Source organism: Blautia sp. MB18-30, assembly GCF_023669475.1.
GTDB lineage: Bacteria > Bacillota > Clostridia > Lachnospirales > Lachnospiraceae > Blautia_A > Blautia_A fusiformis.
In genome coordinates this window covers 41,714-59,765 of the sequence record NZ_JAMOYY010000001.1, presented here as the reverse complement: position 1 = coordinate 59,765, position 18,052 = coordinate 41,714, and the positions used below count along the sequence as shown (strand labels likewise).

At 45.5% G+C, this 18,052-nt stretch carries 20 protein-coding genes; 19 read left to right on the top strand and 1 reads right to left on the bottom strand.

What is annotated here, in order from left to right; all coding sequences use genetic code 11:
- Positions 1-3 precede the first annotated feature (3 nt).
- The 4 genes from NCY57_RS00270 to NCY57_RS00255 all read left to right on the top strand — a co-directional run bounded on the left by NCY57_RS00270 (position 4) and on the right by NCY57_RS00255 (position 4,805).
- Entirely contained in the window at positions 4-822 is an 819-nt protein-coding gene (locus tag NCY57_RS00270) for an arginase family protein (RefSeq protein WP_021651344.1), read from the top strand.
- Positions 819-1,589 carry a prolipoprotein diacylglyceryl transferase gene (locus NCY57_RS00265; protein WP_129974660.1) on the top strand — a complete coding sequence of 257 codons (771 nt, stop codon included), beginning with the start codon at positions 819-821 and terminating at the stop codon, positions 1,587-1,589. Before NCY57_RS00270 ends, NCY57_RS00265 begins: the two co-directional genes overlap by 4 nt.
- Positions 1,590-1,693: 104 nt before the next feature.
- On the top strand, positions 1,694-3,505 hold the full coding sequence (locus tag NCY57_RS00260) for a S8 family peptidase (RefSeq protein ID WP_118752997.1): 1,812 nt from the start codon (positions 1,694-1,696) through the stop codon (positions 3,503-3,505).
- A 211-nt stretch (positions 3,506-3,716) separates the two neighbouring features.
- Positions 3,717-4,805: a class II aldolase/adducin family protein gene (locus tag NCY57_RS00255; protein ID WP_250789316.1), complete on the top strand. Its 1,089-nt coding sequence runs from the start codon at positions 3,717-3,719 to the stop codon at positions 4,803-4,805.
- 151 nt (positions 4,806-4,956) lie between these two features.
- On the opposite strand, the gene NCY57_RS00250 is transcribed toward NCY57_RS00255, so the two are convergent.
- Entirely contained in the window at positions 4,957-6,183 is a 1,227-nt protein-coding gene (locus NCY57_RS00250; RefSeq protein ID WP_015527199.1) for a 6-phosphofructokinase, read from the bottom strand.
- Positions 6,184-6,340: 157 nt separating this feature from the next.
- On the opposite strand from NCY57_RS00250, the gene NCY57_RS00245 reads away from it, so the two are divergent.
- From NCY57_RS00245 to rplI, 15 genes are all read left to right on the top strand, one after another.
- The gene (locus NCY57_RS00245; RefSeq protein ID WP_015527198.1) at positions 6,341-6,571 is read left to right on the top strand and encodes an HPr family phosphocarrier protein; all 231 of its coding nucleotides are present in this window, start codon (positions 6,341-6,343) and stop codon (positions 6,569-6,571) included.
- A 216-nt stretch (positions 6,572-6,787) separates the two neighbouring features.
- Positions 6,788-7,066, top strand: coding sequence for an autorepressor SdpR family transcription factor (locus NCY57_RS00240; RefSeq protein WP_119239061.1), 279 nt, complete (start codon positions 6,788-6,790; stop codon positions 7,064-7,066).
- Positions 7,053-7,712 (top strand): SdpI family protein, encoded by a 660-nt coding sequence (locus NCY57_RS00235; protein ID WP_320442562.1) that lies wholly within the window; start codon positions 7,053-7,055, stop codon positions 7,710-7,712. The genes NCY57_RS00240 and NCY57_RS00235 overlap by 14 nt, the downstream gene beginning before the upstream one ends.
- Positions 7,713-7,869: 157 nt before the next feature.
- Positions 7,870-8,301 (top strand): hypothetical protein, encoded by a 432-nt coding sequence (locus NCY57_RS00230; protein WP_092068357.1) that lies wholly within the window; start codon positions 7,870-7,872, stop codon positions 8,299-8,301.
- Between the two features lie 34 nt (positions 8,302-8,335).
- Positions 8,336-9,622, top strand: a complete 1,287-nt coding sequence (locus NCY57_RS00225) for a vWA domain-containing protein (RefSeq protein WP_250789314.1) — start codon at positions 8,336-8,338, stop codon at positions 9,620-9,622.
- A complete protein-coding gene (locus tag NCY57_RS00220) occupies positions 9,619-11,139 on the top strand; it encodes an AAA family ATPase (RefSeq protein ID WP_250789313.1) in 1,521 nt (506 codons plus the stop codon). The genes NCY57_RS00225 and NCY57_RS00220 overlap by 4 nt, the downstream gene beginning before the upstream one ends.
- 124 nt (positions 11,140-11,263) lie before the next feature.
- Positions 11,264-12,136 (top strand): phosphoribosylaminoimidazolesuccinocarboxamide synthase, encoded by an 873-nt coding sequence (locus tag NCY57_RS00215; protein WP_015527192.1) that lies wholly within the window; start codon positions 11,264-11,266, stop codon positions 12,134-12,136.
- A 177-nt stretch (positions 12,137-12,313) separates the two neighbouring features.
- Entirely contained in the window at positions 12,314-13,132 is an 819-nt protein-coding gene (srtB, locus tag NCY57_RS00210; RefSeq protein ID WP_021651401.1) for a class B sortase, read from the top strand.
- A gap of 32 nt (positions 13,133-13,164) precedes the next feature.
- A complete protein-coding gene (locus NCY57_RS00205) occupies positions 13,165-13,887 on the top strand; it encodes an NAD-dependent protein deacylase (RefSeq protein WP_110103217.1) in 723 nt (240 codons plus the stop codon).
- Between the two features lie 49 nt (positions 13,888-13,936).
- The gene (locus tag NCY57_RS00200) at positions 13,937-14,131 is read left to right on the top strand and encodes a DUF951 domain-containing protein (RefSeq protein WP_022426426.1); all 195 of its coding nucleotides are present in this window, start codon (positions 13,937-13,939) and stop codon (positions 14,129-14,131) included.
- 115 nt (positions 14,132-14,246) lie between these two features.
- Positions 14,247-14,534, top strand: a complete 288-nt coding sequence (rpsF, locus tag NCY57_RS00195; RefSeq protein WP_015527189.1) for a 30S ribosomal protein S6 — start codon at positions 14,247-14,249, stop codon at positions 14,532-14,534.
- 74 nt (positions 14,535-14,608) lie between these two features.
- Positions 14,609-15,067 (top strand): single-stranded DNA-binding protein, encoded by a 459-nt coding sequence (locus NCY57_RS00190; protein WP_015527188.1) that lies wholly within the window; start codon positions 14,609-14,611, stop codon positions 15,065-15,067.
- Between the two features lie 48 nt (positions 15,068-15,115).
- Entirely contained in the window at positions 15,116-15,379 is a 264-nt protein-coding gene (gene rpsR / locus NCY57_RS00185; RefSeq protein WP_021651398.1) for a 30S ribosomal protein S18, read from the top strand.
- A gap of 173 nt (positions 15,380-15,552) precedes the next feature.
- The gene (locus NCY57_RS00180; protein ID WP_227589084.1) at positions 15,553-17,601 is read left to right on the top strand and encodes a DHH family phosphoesterase; all 2,049 of its coding nucleotides are present in this window, start codon (positions 15,553-15,555) and stop codon (positions 17,599-17,601) included.
- A gap of 2 nt (positions 17,602-17,603) precedes the next feature.
- Entirely contained in the window at positions 17,604-18,050 is a 447-nt protein-coding gene (gene rplI / locus NCY57_RS00175) for a 50S ribosomal protein L9 (protein WP_015527184.1), read from the top strand.
- The last annotated feature ends 2 nt before the right edge of the window (positions 18,051-18,052 follow it).

The window sequence follows — 18,052 nt, the reverse complement described above, 5'->3', positions numbered from 1 at the left end:
CACATGAAAAATACAGATAAAAATATAAAGATACTGATGATGGATTTTTCCGGAATATATGAGGATCAGCAGTTCTGGAGGGGAAAAGAAGTATCCCGGGTGGAGGCCAGGGACATTCCCGGAACCAACTGCTACTGTGATGAGGATGCGATGAATGCCATTCGCAGCCGTATTGCCCCTTATTCTTCCGGAGGAATCCATTTTATTGATTCCGGAAACTATCACTATATGACAAGAATCTGGCTGGAAAAGATATCGGAGCCTTTCTCGCTTCTTGTATTTGACAATCACACGGATATGCAGCCGCCGGCATTCGGAGGTCTGCTTTCCTGCGGAGGATGGATCTACGATTCTGTTATGGAACTTCCATTGCTTAAAAGGGTGATCCTGATCGGCCCGGATGAGGAAGCTTTTTCCAGAGTGGAATCGGAGATTCAGGAAAAGGTGGAATTCTTGAGCAGAGAGAAGCTTCTGGAAATGGAAGAGGCGCAGGTGTGTGCGTTTGTAAGCAAGCATGTGGGAAAGCTGCCGCTGTACATTTCTGTGGATAAAGATGTTCTCTGCAAGGATGATGCGGACACGAACTGGAGCCAGGGGGATATGCGCCTGAATACGATGCTGGAATGTCTGAAGAGAGTCAGAGAAATATGTGCAGAGGGAATCCTGGGCGTGGATATCTGTGGTGAATGTGATGTAGCAGAATCTGGAAACAGCGCCTTGAATGACCGGGCCAATGCTACATTGCTGGAGTGTTTTCTGTCCGCATACGGGAGCGAAGATCATGACGGAAATAAGAATGAGATAACAGGAGGAAACCGATGAAAAATGAACTTCTTACCATCGGGCCATTTACGGTATACGGTTATGGTCTGATGATCGCCATTGGAATTGTGGCAGGCTGCCTGACTGCAGAATACAGAGCCGGAAAACAGAAGCTTGACAGTGAACAGATCTTTCCAATGATCCTGTGGTGCCTGGTGGGTGGATTTTTCTGTGCAAAGCTTCTCTTCTGGATCACAGAGTGGAAATCAATTGTTCAGGATCCGGGATTTATAATGGAAACTTTAAGCTCCGGTTTTGTGGTGTTTGGCGGTATCATCGGCGGGATACTGACGGGGCTTCTGTATTGCAGGATCAGAAAGCTTGTATTTTTTAAATACGCGGATGTGATCCTGCCATCTGTGGCACTGGCCCAGGGATTTGGACGGATCGGATGTTTCCTGGCGGGCTGCTGTTATGGAAAAGAGACAGAGAGTGTTTTTTCTGTGATATTTCAGAATTCCGAATATGCGCCCAATCACGTGGCGCTGATCCCGACGCAGTTGTATTCCAGCGGACTGGATTTTCTGCATTTTCTTTTGTTGTTGCTGATCGCACGGAACAAAAAAGAAGATGGTCAGGTTACTGCCTGTTATCTGATCTTTTATAGCATTGGACGGTTTGTGATCGAGTTTTTCCGTGGGGATATTATCCGTGGAAGTGTGGGAATTTTGTCGACTTCCCAGTTTATCAGTATTTTTACAGGGATTGCGGGGATCGTGCTGCTGATACGGATCAGGAAAAAAAGAGATAGCAAGAGCAGTGTTTAAATGGATCAGGGAAGTCCCATGTATCAGGAAAAAGTTGGACAATAGTGGTATAAGGACAGGTTTTCGCTGCATACATCTATGAAAAAGGCGAAAGCAGGCCTGTCATGCTCAGAAAAGAAGATTTTGAACCAAATATGAAAACAGAGGATAAGATCCCCGGAGCGCAGACGGAAAATCCGGCACAGAGTCAGCGCTTCGGGGATTTTATCGTGAAATATATGCAGAATGTCCAGGATACTATGGAACTTTTTCCGGGGGCATCTTTTAGGGCGATCAATGAAATTTTCGGGGTTCTTTATGTTCCGCTGGAAAGTATGGGAGAAATTGAGGTCACGGGAACCTCCTATAATTCGATCCCGAAATGTTATACCTACATGGATATGGAGGCAGCAGGGGAATCAGGGATCAACAGGCTGCACGATCACCCTTATCTGAAGCTGCGTGGAAAAGGTACTGCGGTGGCGGTGATCGATTCGGGGATTGATTATCAGAATGAAGTGTTTCGAAATGCAGGCGGCTCCAGAATCGCTTATTTATGGGATCAGTCCATAGAAGAGGAAGAACAAAATCAGTCTGGACGGGAGTTGGAAGCTGAAAATGGAGATGCAGATAATTTGCCGGGGGATGATATAGCAGATACAGAAGTTCCATATGGCAAATTATTCCGGAAAAAGGATATCGACCGGGCACTGGCTTCCGAGGAGCCGTTTGCCATCGTGCCATCCAGAGATACCAACGGCCATGGCACGGCACTGGCAGGTATTGCTGCTGGAAATATGGTACCCGGAGAAAATTTTACCGGAGCAGCGCCGGAGGCAACCCTGATCATTATCAAGGTAAAGCCGGCAAAGCAATATCTCCGGAATTTTTATCTTTATCCTCCGGAGGCAGAAGCTTTTCAGGAAAATGATGTGATGATGGCCATTGCTTTTGCGATTTCCCAGGCCAAAAAGCTGAAGATGCCACTTTCTATCTGCCTGGGGATCGGAAGCAGCCAGGGCGCGCATCTGGGGACCAATGCGTTAAGCCAGTATGTGGACTATGTGGCAAATTTTTCTCAGGTATCCGTATCTGTGGCAGCAGGAAACGAAGGAAATACAAGAAACCACAGTACGGGGATTTTTTCTCAGGGAAGGGAACAGATCGTGACAGAACTCCGTGTAGCGGAAAGAGAGCAGGGCTTTACCATAGAATTCTGGGGAGAACCGCCGGAAATCTATGAGCTTTCCATCCAGTCACCAACCGGTGAGATACTGGAAGTCAGCAGTTCCATAGGTTCCAGAACCCAGGAGCTGTCATTTGTTTTTGTGGAAACAAAGGTGTATGTGAATTATATCCTGATCGAGCGTCAGACCGGATATTCCCTGGTGTATATCCGATTTTTCCATCCGGCGTCCGGTATCTGGAAAATTTTTACCCAGGCAAGAAATCAACAGAACGTACAGTTCCATATATGGCTTCCTGTGGAAGGGCTGATCTCCCAGGATACCTATTTTCTGGAACCATCCCCCTATACCACGGTGACAGCGCCGGGAGACGCCAGGAACAGCATTACGGCAACTGCCTACCAGCATCGTGACGGAAGCATCTACATTGCAGCAGGCAGAGGCTATACGCCAGATGGCATGATAACTCCACATCTGGCAGCTCCTGGCGTTAACGTAAAAGTGCCGCTGGTACGAGGCGGCTTTGGAACCCGCTCCGGAACCAGTATCTCCGCCGCACAGACCGCCGGTATCGCGGCACTTCTGTTTGAATGGGCGATCATACGGGATAACCAGCCGTTTTTTACCGGGAGCAGCGTGAAATATTATCTGCAGAGAGGCGCAAGAAGAGAAGAAAACATGCAGTACCCAAACCCGGAGTGGGGGTATGGGAAGGTGGATCTGTATCATACCTTTGAACTGCTGACGTGAGATGATGCGAGCTGGAAAAAATATGAAAAGCAGAAACAGATCATTTCCTTTGGAAAGAGTAGATGCATAGATATTACATTTGGAAAAATAAAAAAAGGATACGAAAGTACTAATTTTGGAAAAAATATTCATATAGATAATTCACTTTGTATCGTGTACTATAAATATATGGAAAAATCATATAATGACACAACAGGGAGGAATTTTACTTATGGAGCTTTCAACTTTGGTAAAAATGTCAAACACTTACGGAAGCAATCCGGCCTATGTTCTGGCAGGAGGCGGTAATACTTCTGTAAAAGACGATACAACACTGTATGTAAAGGGATCCGGTACACAGCTTGCTACCATTAAGGCAGAGGAATTTGTCAAAATGGACAGAGCCCGTCTGAATGAGATCATGAAAACGGAATATCCGGCGGATGATGTGAAGCGTGAATCTGCATATCTTGCAGATGTAATGGCGGCAGTGACCGATGAGGATAAAACCAAACGTCCCAGCGTGGAAGCACTGCTCCACAATCTGTTTGCTTATACGTATGTCCTGCATGTTCATCCGACACTGATCAATGGACTGACCTGCGGAATGGGCGCAAAGGCTCTTTGCGAAGAGCTTCTTGGAAAAGATGTACTCTGGATCGATATCTGCAAACCGGGATACACACTTGCCCGTATCTGCTTCGAGAAAATGAATGCCTATAAAGAAGAAACAGGAAAAGACGTGCAGGTTCTTCTGCTTCAGAATCACGGAATTTTTGTTGCGGCTGATACTGTAGAGGAGATCGGCGTTTTATTCGATGGTGTGATCGGAAAGCTGGAAAAGCACGTAAAGAGAACTGCGGATGTAAGTGATGCAGTTACACCTGAAAAAGAGCAGGCAGCACAGAAGCTTTCCAGTATGCTCGGACATGCGGTGGAAGTCGTACCGGCTGCGGAGGCGGATCATTTTGTAAAAGATAAAACTGCTGCGGCACCTCTTCTGAAGCCGTTTACTCCGGATCATATTGTATATTGCGGACCTTATCCGTTATTTGTAGAAAATATTGATGAGGCGAAAAATGCGCTGGATGCATTTATGACAGAGCATGATAAAGAGCCAAGACTGATCCTAGTACAGGGTGTTGGCGCATTTATCATGGAAGATGACAAGGGAAAGGCAGCAAAGGCACAGCTTCTGGTAAAGGATGCGATCAAGCTTGCAGTGTATGCAGAGAGCTTTGGCGGCCCGCTGCAGATGACCGATGAGATCACATATTTTATCACACACTGGGAAGCAGAAGCATATCGCAGTAAGAAATAAAAAAGAAAAATATATAGAGAGAAATAAAGAAAATGCATCGGGAACTATTAGGAAATTCCCGGTGCATTTTTTATCGAATGACGGATAAACAGTTACTCAGGACAGAGTTACGCAGCAAATGTGGATATTTTTATCCGCATTACCACAAATCTTATTTCCGATACACGAACGCCGGCAGTCCATCCTCACCAACCGGAACATTTACAGTTCCCTGGATCAGCGGGCGGGCATAGCGGATAAAGTCTTCGGTGACATCGGAGCCGTCTTCTGTGATCCATTCCACAGGGACCGTCTTTTCTTCGTTGCAGATAACGTTGACATCCTCCAGTGTACATTTCATGGAGTACGGAGAATCACTCTGACGTTTAAATGCGATCATCTTTCCGGTTTCGCCGTTCAGGGCAGCCTGTACACCAAATTCACCGGCGAGGATGCCTTCTTGCTGGTCTGTTCCGGCGAGCATAGCTGCAGAGCAGCGCTGGCTTACATTGAGCTCTACGGAGCGGGCTTTGACACCAAGACGGCTGCGTACAAGATTCTCAAGATATTTACCGCAGCCAGCAAGCATCTTGTGACCGAAGGCGTCGGTTCCGGCAGCGCTGTCGTATTCGCAGATGAAAGTGCCGTCTTTATCATGGATTCCCTCAGATACACAGACTACGACGTTGCAGTTTTTCTCGAAGGCAGCATGAACTTTCTGGAGAAATTCTTCTACATCGAAATCGGTTTCCGGAAGATAAATGAGAAGCGGATTGTCTCCAACGTATTTCCGGGCAAGGGCAGCAGCTCCGGTGAGCCAGCCTGCGTGACGTCCCATGATCTCGATGATAGTGACAGATTTTTTCTCATAGACACAGGCGTCCAGGGTGATCTCACGGACGGTGGAGGCTACGTAGCGGGCAGCACTTCCGAATCCGGGAGTATGGTCGGTGTTTACAAGGTCGTTATCAATGGTCTTCGGCTCACCGAGGATACGGATGTCGCTGCCGATCTTTTCAGCATAGCGGGAAAGCTTGCTGACGGTATCCATGGAATCGTTGCCGCCGATATAAAAGAACCAGCCGATGTTCATCTCCTCGAATTTCTGAAAAAGCTTCGGATAAACCGGATCCTCCAGGGATTCCGGAAGCTTGTAACGGCAGGAGCCGAGATAGGCACCGGGTGTCCAGGTAAGAGCGAGAAGCTGCTCTCCCGGAAGTGCTTCCTGGAAATCAAGGACTGTTCCGTTTAAAAATCCCTCAATGCCGTTGACCATACCATAAACATGGTCGATCTCCTCTGTATGTTTAAGTGCTTCAGATACCACACCGTAAAGACTGCTGTTGATAGCTGCGGTCGGTCCGCCGGATTGTCCTGCGATAAGGTTCTTTTTTGACATTCTGATACCTCCTGGGTGTTGTTTTTTTATATTGTAACAGAAATAGGAGAAGATAACATCTAAAAAAATCACCTTTTTTATAAAAAAAATACTCTATACAAATAATTATATCATAGTAAAATAGTAGTATAGATAGAGAAAAGAGGTGAAAAAAACGATGACAGTAAAAAAAGTACAGTTTGAGAGCATGGATGAAGTGAACCGTTTTCTTGATGTGACGGAGCATTTTCCGTTTGCAGTGGATCTGAAAAGGGGAAGCAGAACAGTAAATGGCAAATCCATTCTTGGAGTTGCATCCATTGGCCTTGGCAGAGAGATGGACTTTTGTGCACATGTGCCGGAGCTTGCGCCGGAGATCACATCCAGTCTTGGTTTTTGCATGAGGTAGGTTTAAGAGGGGAAAAAATAAATAATGGTTGATCGATGGTGAATGAGGATATCGTAAGGTCGCAGAGGCGATGATCGGTATCCTCATTTTTTTATAGATGACAAATGTAAGTATTTAGAAAAAAATCTAAATACTTATTGACTGGGAAATCTGAAAATGATATATTCTATTCAGAAATATTTCTAAATACCATCCAAAAGGAGGAAGACATACACGATGGCGTTTGCGGAAACCTTCAAGGCACTTTCGGATCCTGTGCGGAGAGAAATCCTGCAGCTTCTGAAAAACGGGAAAATGTCAGCCGGTGAGATCGGAGGACATTTTAACATGACAGGCGCAACCATATCCTATCATCTGAAAATTTTGAAGAAAGCAGATCTTGTGTGGGAGACGAAGGTAAAGAATTTCGTGTATTACGAACTGAATACCACAGTTGTAGAGGAGCTGCTTCTGTGGCTCAGTGATCTGAAAGGGGGAAAGAATGATGAAAGGTGAAGAAAGAAAAGAGTTTCTGAAGGAATATAAAATGTCCCTGATCTCCGGGAGTATCCTTACGATCTCGCCGTCACTGGCAGGGATCCTGCTGTGGAACCGTCTGCCGGAGAAGATCGCAACACATTTTGATCAGCATAATCTGGCCAACGGCTGGAGCAGCAAGCCGATGGCAGTTTTTGGAATTCCATTTCTGCTTTTGCTGATCCATCTGTTTTGCGTGTTTTTTACAGCCAATGATCCAAAGAGAAAAAATATCAACAGGCGTATTTTTACCATGGTCCTGTGGCTGGTTCCGGTGGTGTCTGTGATTACCTGCATGTCAATCTATGGTCTTGCTCTGGGTATGGACATTGATATAGGTGTGATCGTGAATATCATGGTGGGGATCATGTTTATCATTCTCGGAAATTACGTTCATAAGGTGAAACAGAATTATACAGTGGGAATGAAGCTTCCCTGGACCTTGAACAGCGAAGAGAACTGGAACCGTACCAACCGTATGACAGGCTGGATACTGATCCTGTCAGGGCTGCTTTTTCTTATGAATTCGCTGCTCCTGAAAACGGAAATTGTTTTTGCGGTAATTTTGCTGGTCATCCTTGTGCCAATGATCTATTCATTTATTCTTTATAAAAAGGGAATCTGAGAAAATAATTTCGGACCGTCACTGTCAGAAAAAAGGCAGTGGCGGCTTCTTTTTTATCAAAAAATAATGTTCAAACAAAACGGTACGTGATATGATAATATCATACAAAAGCATTTCCTCGAACACTATAAACAGACAGCAGACAGGAGGGATCATTATGACAGAATTAAGCCGTTTTCAAAAAGATGTGGAAGTTGCTGCCACTGCTCTTGAAATGCGGGCGGAGAACGAGGATGCCAAAGAAGAGGCCATTCATCTTTACCGGAAATTCGGAAGTACCAAACAGGAGCCGCTGCGGCTGGCAGTTGCCTTGCGGGGATATTTTCTGGAGGAAGGTGTGGAGGAAGAGGAACGCGCGCATTATGGAGCATATCTTAAGAAAAGGATCCGTCCGGCTGTGGAACGCCTGATCCTGGAAGATGACTGGGAAAAGATCGAGAAGCTTTATGAGAACGAATGGTTTGGGGAACAGGAACTGGAAGTGTTCCTGAAACTGGCTGAAGAGTGGAGGAGACCTGCAGCGCTGATGGGACTTCTCCATTTGAAAAAAGCAAATTATGGATTTAAAGAGAAGAAATTCGAGCTGTGATTTTTTCAGGAAAGCGGGAATGGAGGCGGATTCGGTGGAACGGAGGCAGGAAGAGCTTGGAATACATATCCTGGAAAATATAAGGAACGAACTGTACTACTATTTTCCATATCTGGACGGTGCTTTTGCCTGCATTTCCGGGAAGGGCTCAGAGCAGACCGGAACCATTGGAACAGATGGAGCTTTTTTTCTTTTTTCCCCGGAATATCTTCTGAAGCTTTATGTAAAAAAGCCGGAGGCAGTGCGAAGAGGTTATCTGCATATGCTGCTGCACTGTCTGTATCTGCACCTTTTTCGGGAGGATCAGGAGGACAGACGCTTATGGAACCTGGCCTGTGATATTGCGGTGGAACAGATCATTTCCAGGGAAAAGATCCCGATTCTGGAGACAGGCGGCGATGCGAAAAAAATCCGTGAAAAGGTTTTTCATATTCTGGGAGACAGGTCGGATTCCGCAGAAAAGATCTGCCGGAAGCTGAAGGAACAGGTTTTTCCGTTTCACCTGGAAGAACTGGAGGAAGCCTTTCATTTTGATGACCACACCCTGTGGGACACCTGCACAGGAGAAAAAGGAAAAAGAACAAAGGAAAAATGGAACAAGCTTCTTTCCTATACTGCCGCAAACCGTCAGGATCACCGGAAACGGCGGGGAAGCCAGAAAGGGGACCAGAAGGAAGAGGCAGGAACGGTAAGATCCGGAAGGTACGATTACAAAAAGTTTCTCCGTCAGTTTTCTGTGCTGCGGGAAGAGGTGGAGCTGGATACGGAAAGCTTTGATTATATTTTTTATAATTACGGGATGGAGCATTATGGAAATCTTCCGCTGATCGAGCCGCTGGAATATAAGGAAGTGAACCGTCTGGAGGAGCTGGTGATCGCCATTGATACTTCCGGCTCCTGTGATGGAGAGACTGTGCGGAGATTCCTTGGAGAAACGTATTCTATTCTCAGTGAAAAAGAGAATTTTTTCCATAAAATGAAGGTGTATCTGATCCAGTGTGACTGCTGTATCCAGGATGTTAAGGTGATCCATTCCGAGGAAGAATGGAAGGAATACAGCAAAAATATCACCATACAGGGCCGGGGCGGAACAGATTTCCGGCCGGTGTTCCGGTATGTGAAGGAGCAGCAGGAGAAAAAAGAAATCCGCAGTCTTAAGGCTCTGATCTATTTTACAGACGGGGATGGGATATATCCCGGAAGCAAACCGGATTATGAAACGGCCTTTGTATTTTTACATAAAACAGAAAAAATGGAGCTTGTTCCGCCCTGGGCGATCCGGCTTGTGGCAGAACAGGAAGGAGTGCGTTACAGAACATGAACATAAAAGAGGCAAAAGAAGAGATCAAACATACCTTACTGGCTTACAACCGGAAGGATGCAGCCGGACGCTACACATTTCCTAAACTCCGGCAGCGTCCCGTCCTGCTTATGGGGCCTCCCGGAATCGGGAAAACAGCGATCATGGAGCAGGTGGCAGAGGAATGTAATGTAGGTCTGGTAGCCTATACCATTACCCATCATACAAGACAGAGTGCGGTAGGACTGCCAAGGATCGTGACCCGGTGCTACAACGGAAAAGAGGTCAGCATCACAGAGTATACCTTAAGCGAGATCATTGCTTCTGTGTATGATTGTATGGAACGTACCGGAAAGAAGGAGGGAATCCTGTTTATCGATGAGATCAACTGTGTCTCCGAGACACTTGCGCCTACCATGCTGCAGTTCCTTCAGAACAAGACCTTCGGAAGCCACAGTGTGCCGGAAGGATGGCTGATTGCGGCAGCAGGAAATCCTCCGGAATATAATAAATCGGTCCGGGAGTTTGATATTGTAACACTGGACCGTGTGCGGAGGATGGATATCGAGGCAGATCTTGAGGTGTGGATGGAGTATGCCTGGAAAAAGGAGATCCACGGATCAATCCTGGCTTATCTCGGCATGAAAAAGGATCATTTTTATTCTGTGGAGAATACAGTGGACGGGAAATTCTTCGTGACAGCAAGAGGCTGGGAAGACCTGTCTGAGATCCTGAAGGCTTATGAGGAGCTGGGCGTGGAGATCACAGAGAATCTGGTCGGGGAGTATTTATGCAGAGAGGAGATCGCAAGAAACTTTTTTGCCAGCTATCAGCTGTATCGGAAGTACGGAGAGGACTATGGCCTGGAACGTCTGCTTTCCGGAGAGATGCCGGAGGAGGAACAGCAGAAAAAGGTAAAAATGGCGAAGGAAGCTTCCTTTGAGGAACGCTTCCTTGTGACAGGGCTTCTGCTTGACGGTCTGAACGGAGGTTTTCTGACCTATGAGAAGATGGATGGTGAGACAGGTGCTGTTTATCAGGAACTTCTGCATCTGAAAGCTTTTCTTCAGGATAAAAAGGACATGACAGCGCTGGATGAATTTACAGATATGAAGAAGAAAAGTCTGGCTGTCCGTCTGGAGGCGGAGCTTCTTACCGCAGATCAGCAGACTACGGAAGAGCTTGTGATCCGCACTCTGGAGGAATTCAGCCTTACTATCCGAAAGGAGCATATTACAGAAACAGAGGCTGGTTTTGAACGGATCCGGCAGCTGTTTACGGAAATGGCGGAGAAGAGAAAGGCCTGTGCGAAAAAGATCAGCGGGGAGCTGGAACAGGCATTTACATTTATGAAGGAATGCTTCGGGGACGGACAGGAAACGGTGCTTTTTGTCACCGGATTGACCCGGAACAGCCATGCGGCGGCCTTTATCCGGGAGTATGGCTGTGATCCTTATTTTGCCTGCAGTGAGAAGCTTCTTTACCGGAAACAGGAGAAAAAGCTTCAGGAGGAATGTGCATCACTATTAGAAATATGAATGATCCCTTAACGAATACTTATGACTGAAAGGGGCCTGACATCTTGACAGGAGGGCTTGTGAGGTGATACGGTAACGGTGTCGAAAACAAAAATCAAATAACCGAATGATGAGGTGTGAGAACATGCAGGAATTAAAACCAATCAAAGAAGGTAAAGTACGTGAGATCTATGACAATGGAGACAGTCTGATCATGGTTGCAACAGACCGTATCAGCTGCTTTGACGTAATTCTGAATAACGAAGTTACAAAGAAAGGTGCTGTACTGACCCAGATGTCCAAATTCTGGTTTGACATGACTGAGGACATTCTTCCGAACCACATGATCTCTGTAGATACCAAGGATATGCCGGAGTTTTTCCAGCAGGAGAAATTCGAAGGAAAATCCATGATGTGCCGTAAACTGAACATGCTGCCGATCGAGTGTATCGTACGTGGATACATCACAGGAAGCGGCTGGGCAAGCTACAAGGAGAACGGCACTGTATGCGGCATCAAGCTTCCGGAGGGACTGAAGGAATCCGACAAGCTGCCTGAGCCGATCTACACACCATCTACCAAGGCTGAGATCGGTGATCACGATGAGAATATTTCCTTTGAGCAGAGTATCGATCATCTTGAGAAATACTTCCCAGGAAAAGGACGCGAGTATGCAGAAAAGCTTCGTGACAACACCATTGCTCTTTACAAAAAATGTGCAGAGTATGCACTCAGCAAGGGAATCATCATTGCAGATACAAAATTCGAGTTTGGTCTTGATGAGGATGGAAACATGGTTATCGGTGATGAGATGCTGACACCGGACAGCTCCCGTTTCTGGCCGGCAGAAGGCTATGAACCAGGACATGGTCAGCCATCCTTTGACAAACAGTTTGCACGTGACTGGCTGAAAGCCAATCCGGACAACGACTGGACACTTCCGCAGGAGATCGTTGACAAGACTATTGAGAAATATCTCCAGGCATACAAAATGCTTACAGGAAAAGAACTGGCCTGAAAAATAACAGCAGCTCTGAAATAGAACATACCTTACAAGCCGCTTCGGATGCCCATTCCGAGGCGGCTTCTTTCTGTATAAAACAGGACAAAAACAAAACGGTTGCAAGAAAACGGAGGGATATTTATAATAAATACAGAAACCAGATGATCCTGACAGATTTAAAGGAGTGTGATTATGAGCAGGAAAAACAAGGTGAAAAAGAAAAAAACAGTTGGAGATCATATTCTGACGATCGTTCTGATCGTGGCAATCTGTATTTTCTGTTATGCAGCTTTTAACCTTTATCATATTTATACAGAATATAAAAAAGGAACCGATGAATATAACAGCATTTCCGAAATGGCAGTGACAGAACGTGATCCGGACCAGGTGGAAGAGATAGATCAGCCGGATGAACAGCCTGTAGCACCTGTGAGCATTGATTTTGATTCTCTCAGGAGTATCAATGAGGATGTGATCGGCTGGATCTATATGGAAGCATTGCCTGAGATCAGTTATCCGGTGGTACAGGGAGAGGATAATAATTTTTATCTGCACCAGACATATGAGAAAAATTATAATTTTGCGGGAACGATCTTTATTGATTATGAGAACAAAAGAGATTTCAGCGATTGTAATACCCTGGTGTACGGACACAACATGAAGAATGGTTCCATGTTTGGAATGCTGAAAAAGTACAGAGCTGATGAGACGCTTTATAATACCAGCAAATATTTCTGGATCCTCACACCGGAAAAAGATTACCGGTATGAGATTATTGCAGCGTATACGACTTCTGTAAACAGCGATACGTATACCTTATTTAAAGGACCTGGCAAAGAGTTTCTGGAATATGAGAAAAAAATGTTCCAGAATTCGGAGATCAGAACAGATGCCACTGCAAGTGAAGCCAATGTGAAGGATAAGATCGTTACATTATCAACCTGTACCGGCAATCAGGCAACACGTTTTGTGGTACAGGGAAAAAGAGTGAATGCGGTGAACCCACAGTAGAGCTTTTGCGGATAAGTTTGGGAGGAAATGATATGGGAAATGAGATAGAAAAATTACAAAAGATCATTGATGAGAGCAGAAATATTGTATTTTTCGGCGGCGCAGGTGTTTCAACAGAAAGCGGGATCCCGGATTTTCGAAGCCAGGACGGACTGTATAACCAGAAATATGATTACCCGCCGGAGACGATCTTAAGCCATACATTTTTTATGCGAAAACCTGAGGAATTCTTTAAATTTTACAGAGATAAGATGCTTTGTGATACTGCAAAACCGAATGCGGCACATCTTAAGCTGGCGGAGATGGAGCAAACAGGAAAGCTGAAGGCTGTGATCACTCAGAATATCGATAATCTTCACCAGATGGCAGGAAGTAAAAAGGTCCTGGAGCTTCACGGAAGCGTTTACCGAAATCATTGTATGAAATGCGGGAAATTCTATGATTTTAAATATATGAAGGAATCGAAAGGTGTTCCGCGGTGCAGCTGCGGCGGCATGATCAAGCCGGATGTGGTCCTTTATGAGGAAGGGCTGGATGACTATACGATCCAGGAATCAGTAAGAGTGATCTCAGAGGCGGAGGTGCTGATCATTGGGGGAACTTCTCTGGCGGTATATCCGGCAGCAGGCCTGATCGATTATTTCAGGGGAAATCATCTGGTGGTGATCAACAAGGCACCGACACCGAGGGATAAATATGCGGATCTTCTTATTAAAGAACCGATCGGGCAGGTGTTTTCTCAGATAAGAGTCTGAAAATATGGGAACCTGGGATGATCTGCAAAATAAAAATGAGGAGTATCAAATGGGATTAAATTATGAAGTTGGAGATATTGTCACACTGAAGAAGGCTCATCCCTGTGGCAGTAAAGAATGGGAGATCCTTCGCGTAGGAGCGGATTTCCGCCTGAAATGCAAGGGCTGCGGACATCAGATCATGGTGGCACGTAAGCTGGTTGAGAAAAATACACGAGATTTGAAAAAAATTGAAAAAAATTAAATTTATGCTTTACATCACGGGAGAGATGTGCTAGAATCAACAATCGTGATATATTTCATATCCTTGCTCTTTGACAGGCAAAGGGCCAAAAGACCATAAGGAGGTTAAGACAAGCATGAACAAGTACGAGTTAGCATTAGTTGTGAGCGCTAAGCTTGAGGACGAAGCACGTGACGCTGTAGTTGAGAAAGCAAAAGGCTACATCACACGTTACAACGGCGTGATCACAGAAGTTGAAGAATGGGGTAAGAAGAAATTAGCTTACGAGATTCAGAAAATGCATGAAGGCTTCTACTATTTTATTCAGTTTGAAGCAGATTCTCAGTGCCCGGCGGAGATCGAGAGACATGTCCGCATCATGGACAATGTATTAAGATACCTGGTTGTCAAGAAAGAGGCATAATTTTTGCAGCGGATTTTTCGAAAACACCATTAAGAACCTGTTCAGTTAAGTGAAATCATAAGAGAGGTAGAACGATGAACAAAGTAATATTAATGGGACGCTTGACAAGAGATCCTGAGGTAAGATATTCCGCAGGCGAAAATGCCCTGGCAATCGCCAGATATACGCTGGCAGTTGATCGCAGATTCCGTCGTGACGGAGAGGCAAGTGCTGATTTTATCAGCTGTGTTTCTTTCGGACGTACAGCAGAATTTGCAGAAAAGTATTTCAGACAGGGACTGAAAATTGCAGTTACGGGACGTATCCAGACAGGAAGCTATACGAACCGTGAGGGACAGAAGGTTTATACGACAGAGGTTGTTGTTGAGGATCAGGAATTTGCTGAGAGCAAAGCATCAAGCGACAGCTATGCAGCAGCTCATCCGAGAACAGAGGCAGCACCTGCAACGTCTATGCCGAGTCCGAGCGCAGCAAGCGCCGACGGCTTCATGAACATTCCAGATGGAATTGATGAGGAGCTGCCGTTCAATTAGAACATCTGATCAAGACAGATGAGACGAATAAGATAGGAGGAAACAATCATGGCTTACAATAGAGGCGAGAGACCAGATTCTCCGATGAAGAGAAGAGGCGGACGCAGAAGAAAAAAAGTTTGTGTATTCTGCGGTAAAGAGAATAACGAGATCGATTACAAGGATGTAGCAAAGTTAAGAAAGTATGTTTCCGAGAGAGGTAAAATTCTCCCGAGAAGAATTACAGGTAACTGTGCGAAACATCAGAGAGCACTGACAGTTGCTGTTAAGAGAGCACGTCATATGTCCCTGATGCCATACGTTCAGGACTAATTCTGATCTTATACGGGGTCGTTGCGAAACAGATGAGTAGTCATCTGGAGGCAGCGGCCCTGTTTTTTTTATGAGCAAAACAGATTTTATCATTGCTATGGAATTATAATAAGGAATCTGGTATAATGTTAAATAACTTGTGGGTTAAATTACATTAAGAACAGGAAAAAGCAATGAACAACAAAGTTAAATTCAAGGGGCCTATGAAACACTTCATGCGCTGGCCGCTGTACCTTTCGGTCCTGGTCGTGCTGCTGGACCTGCTGGTGTTTATTGTAAGTGTAAAGGCCGGAATTCTGGTGTCTGTAGGTACTGTGATCTATATTTTTATCGCAGTACAGCTTTTTCGATATCACAAACCGCTGATCATCAATGATATGATCGCATTTGCCAATCAGTATGATGTGGTAGAAAAGCGGATGCTGGAAGAACTGGCGCTTCCTTATGTCATTATGGATATGGAAGGCCGCATGATCTGGTCCAACCGTATTTTTTCAGAGATCACGGGGAGAGATCAGTTTTATAAAAAAAATATCAGCACAGTTTTCCCGGATATTACTTCGGACAAGCTTCCTGTAGCCGATGAACCGGAAATTTCTGAGATGAGTATACATTTCGGGGATCGGATCTATCGGGTTTCCATGCAGCGGGTGACTATGGGTGAAGTAGTCAGCCATGCGGATATTTTGGAGAATATGTCCCAGAATGTCAGTCTGATCGCCATGTATCTTTATGATGAAACAGAACTTAAGGAATACATCCAGAAAAATGAGGATAACAAGCTTGTTGTAGCACTGGCTTATCTGGATAATTATGAAGAAGCACTGGAGAGCGTGGAGGATGTGAGAAGATCTCTGCTTATCGCACTGATCGACCGAAAGATCACCAAGTATTTTTCCAACTTTGACGGCCTTGTGAAGAAACTGGAGAAAGATAAATATCTTCTGATCATGCGCCAGAGTTCACTGGAAACACTGAAGGAACAGCGTTTTCATATCCTGGATGAGGTTAAGACGGTTAACATCGGAAATGAAATGGCTGTGACATTAAGTATCGGAATCGGTCTGAATGCTTCTACGTATATCCAGAATTACGAATATGCCAGAATTGCCATTGAGATGGCACTGGGCCGTGGCGGTGATCAGGTAGTGATCAAAAATGAAAATAATATTACCTACATTGGCGGCAAGGCACAGCAGATGGAGAAATCAACCCGAGTGAAGGCACGAGTGAAGGCTCAGGCTCTGAAGGAATTTATGAGCACCAAGGATCGAGTGGTGGTTATGGGACACAAGATCACAGATGTGGATGCTCTGGGAGCTGGGATCGGTATTTACCGTGCCGGTAAGACTCTTGGTAAGCCGGTGCATATTGTGATCAATGATCCGACCACATCCATTCGGCCGCTGATGAGTGGATTTATGGAGAATCCGGATTATGAGCCGTCCATGTTTGTGGACAGTAATCAGGCCAAAGAACTGGTGGATAACAATACGGTAGTAATTGTGGTGGATACCAACAAGCCAAGCTATACCGAATGCCAGGATCTTCTCTATATGACAAAGACCATTGTGGTATTGGATCATCACCGCCGCGGCAGCGAGGTGATTCAGAATGCAGTTCTGTCCTATGTGGAGCCATATGCATCCTCAAGCTGCGAGATGATCGCAGAGATCCTGCAGTATTTTGCAGACGGGCTGAAGCTTCGAAGTATTGAGGCGGACTGTATTTATGCGGGTATCATGATCGATACCAACAACTTTACAACAAGAGCGGGTGTGCGTACCTTTGAGGCAGCAGCATTCCTGCGCAGATGCGGAGCAGATGTGACACGTGTACGTAAGATGCTCCGGGATAATATTGATTCCTATAAGGCGAGAGCGGAGGCAGTTCGTACTGCGGAGATCTACAGAGATTATTTTGCCATTGCAAGATGTCCGAGTGAAGGTCTGGAAAGTCCTACCGTTGTAGGAGCACAGGCGGCCAATGAGCTGCTCAATATCGCAGGAGTCAAGGCATCTTTTGTTCTTACCAGCTATAATAATGAGGTTTACATCAGTGCCAGAGCCATTGATGAAGTGAATGTACAGGTCATGATGGAACGGATGGGCGGCGGCGGACATCTGAATATTGCCGGTGCACAGGTGAAAGACACCATGGATGAGACCGAAAGAATGCTGAAAGAAATTATAGACCAGTTATATCAGGAAGGGGACAAATAGAAATGAAAGTAATTCTTCTGGAAGATGTTAAATCCCTGGGTAAAAAGGGACAGATCGTAAATGTAAGTGACGGATATGCAAGAAACATGATCCTGCCAAAAAAGCTTGGTGTTGAAGCTACATCCAAGAATCTCAATGACCTGAAACTCCGTAAGGCAAATGAAGAAAAGGTTGCACAGGAAAACCTGGACGCTGCCAAGGCATTTGCAGAGGAGCTTTCCACAAAGGAGGTTATCCTTACTCTGAAGGTAGGTGAAGGCGGAAGAACATTCGGTTCTGTATCCTCAAAAGAAATCTCAGAGGCAGCCAAAAAACAGCTGAATCTTGATATCGATAAGAAAAAGCTCCAGCTGGAGAATCCGATCCGTAACCTGGGTGTTACCAATGTTCCGGTACGACTTCATCCGAAGGTAACCGGAAGTCTCAAAGTCTGGGTAAAAGAGGCGTAATC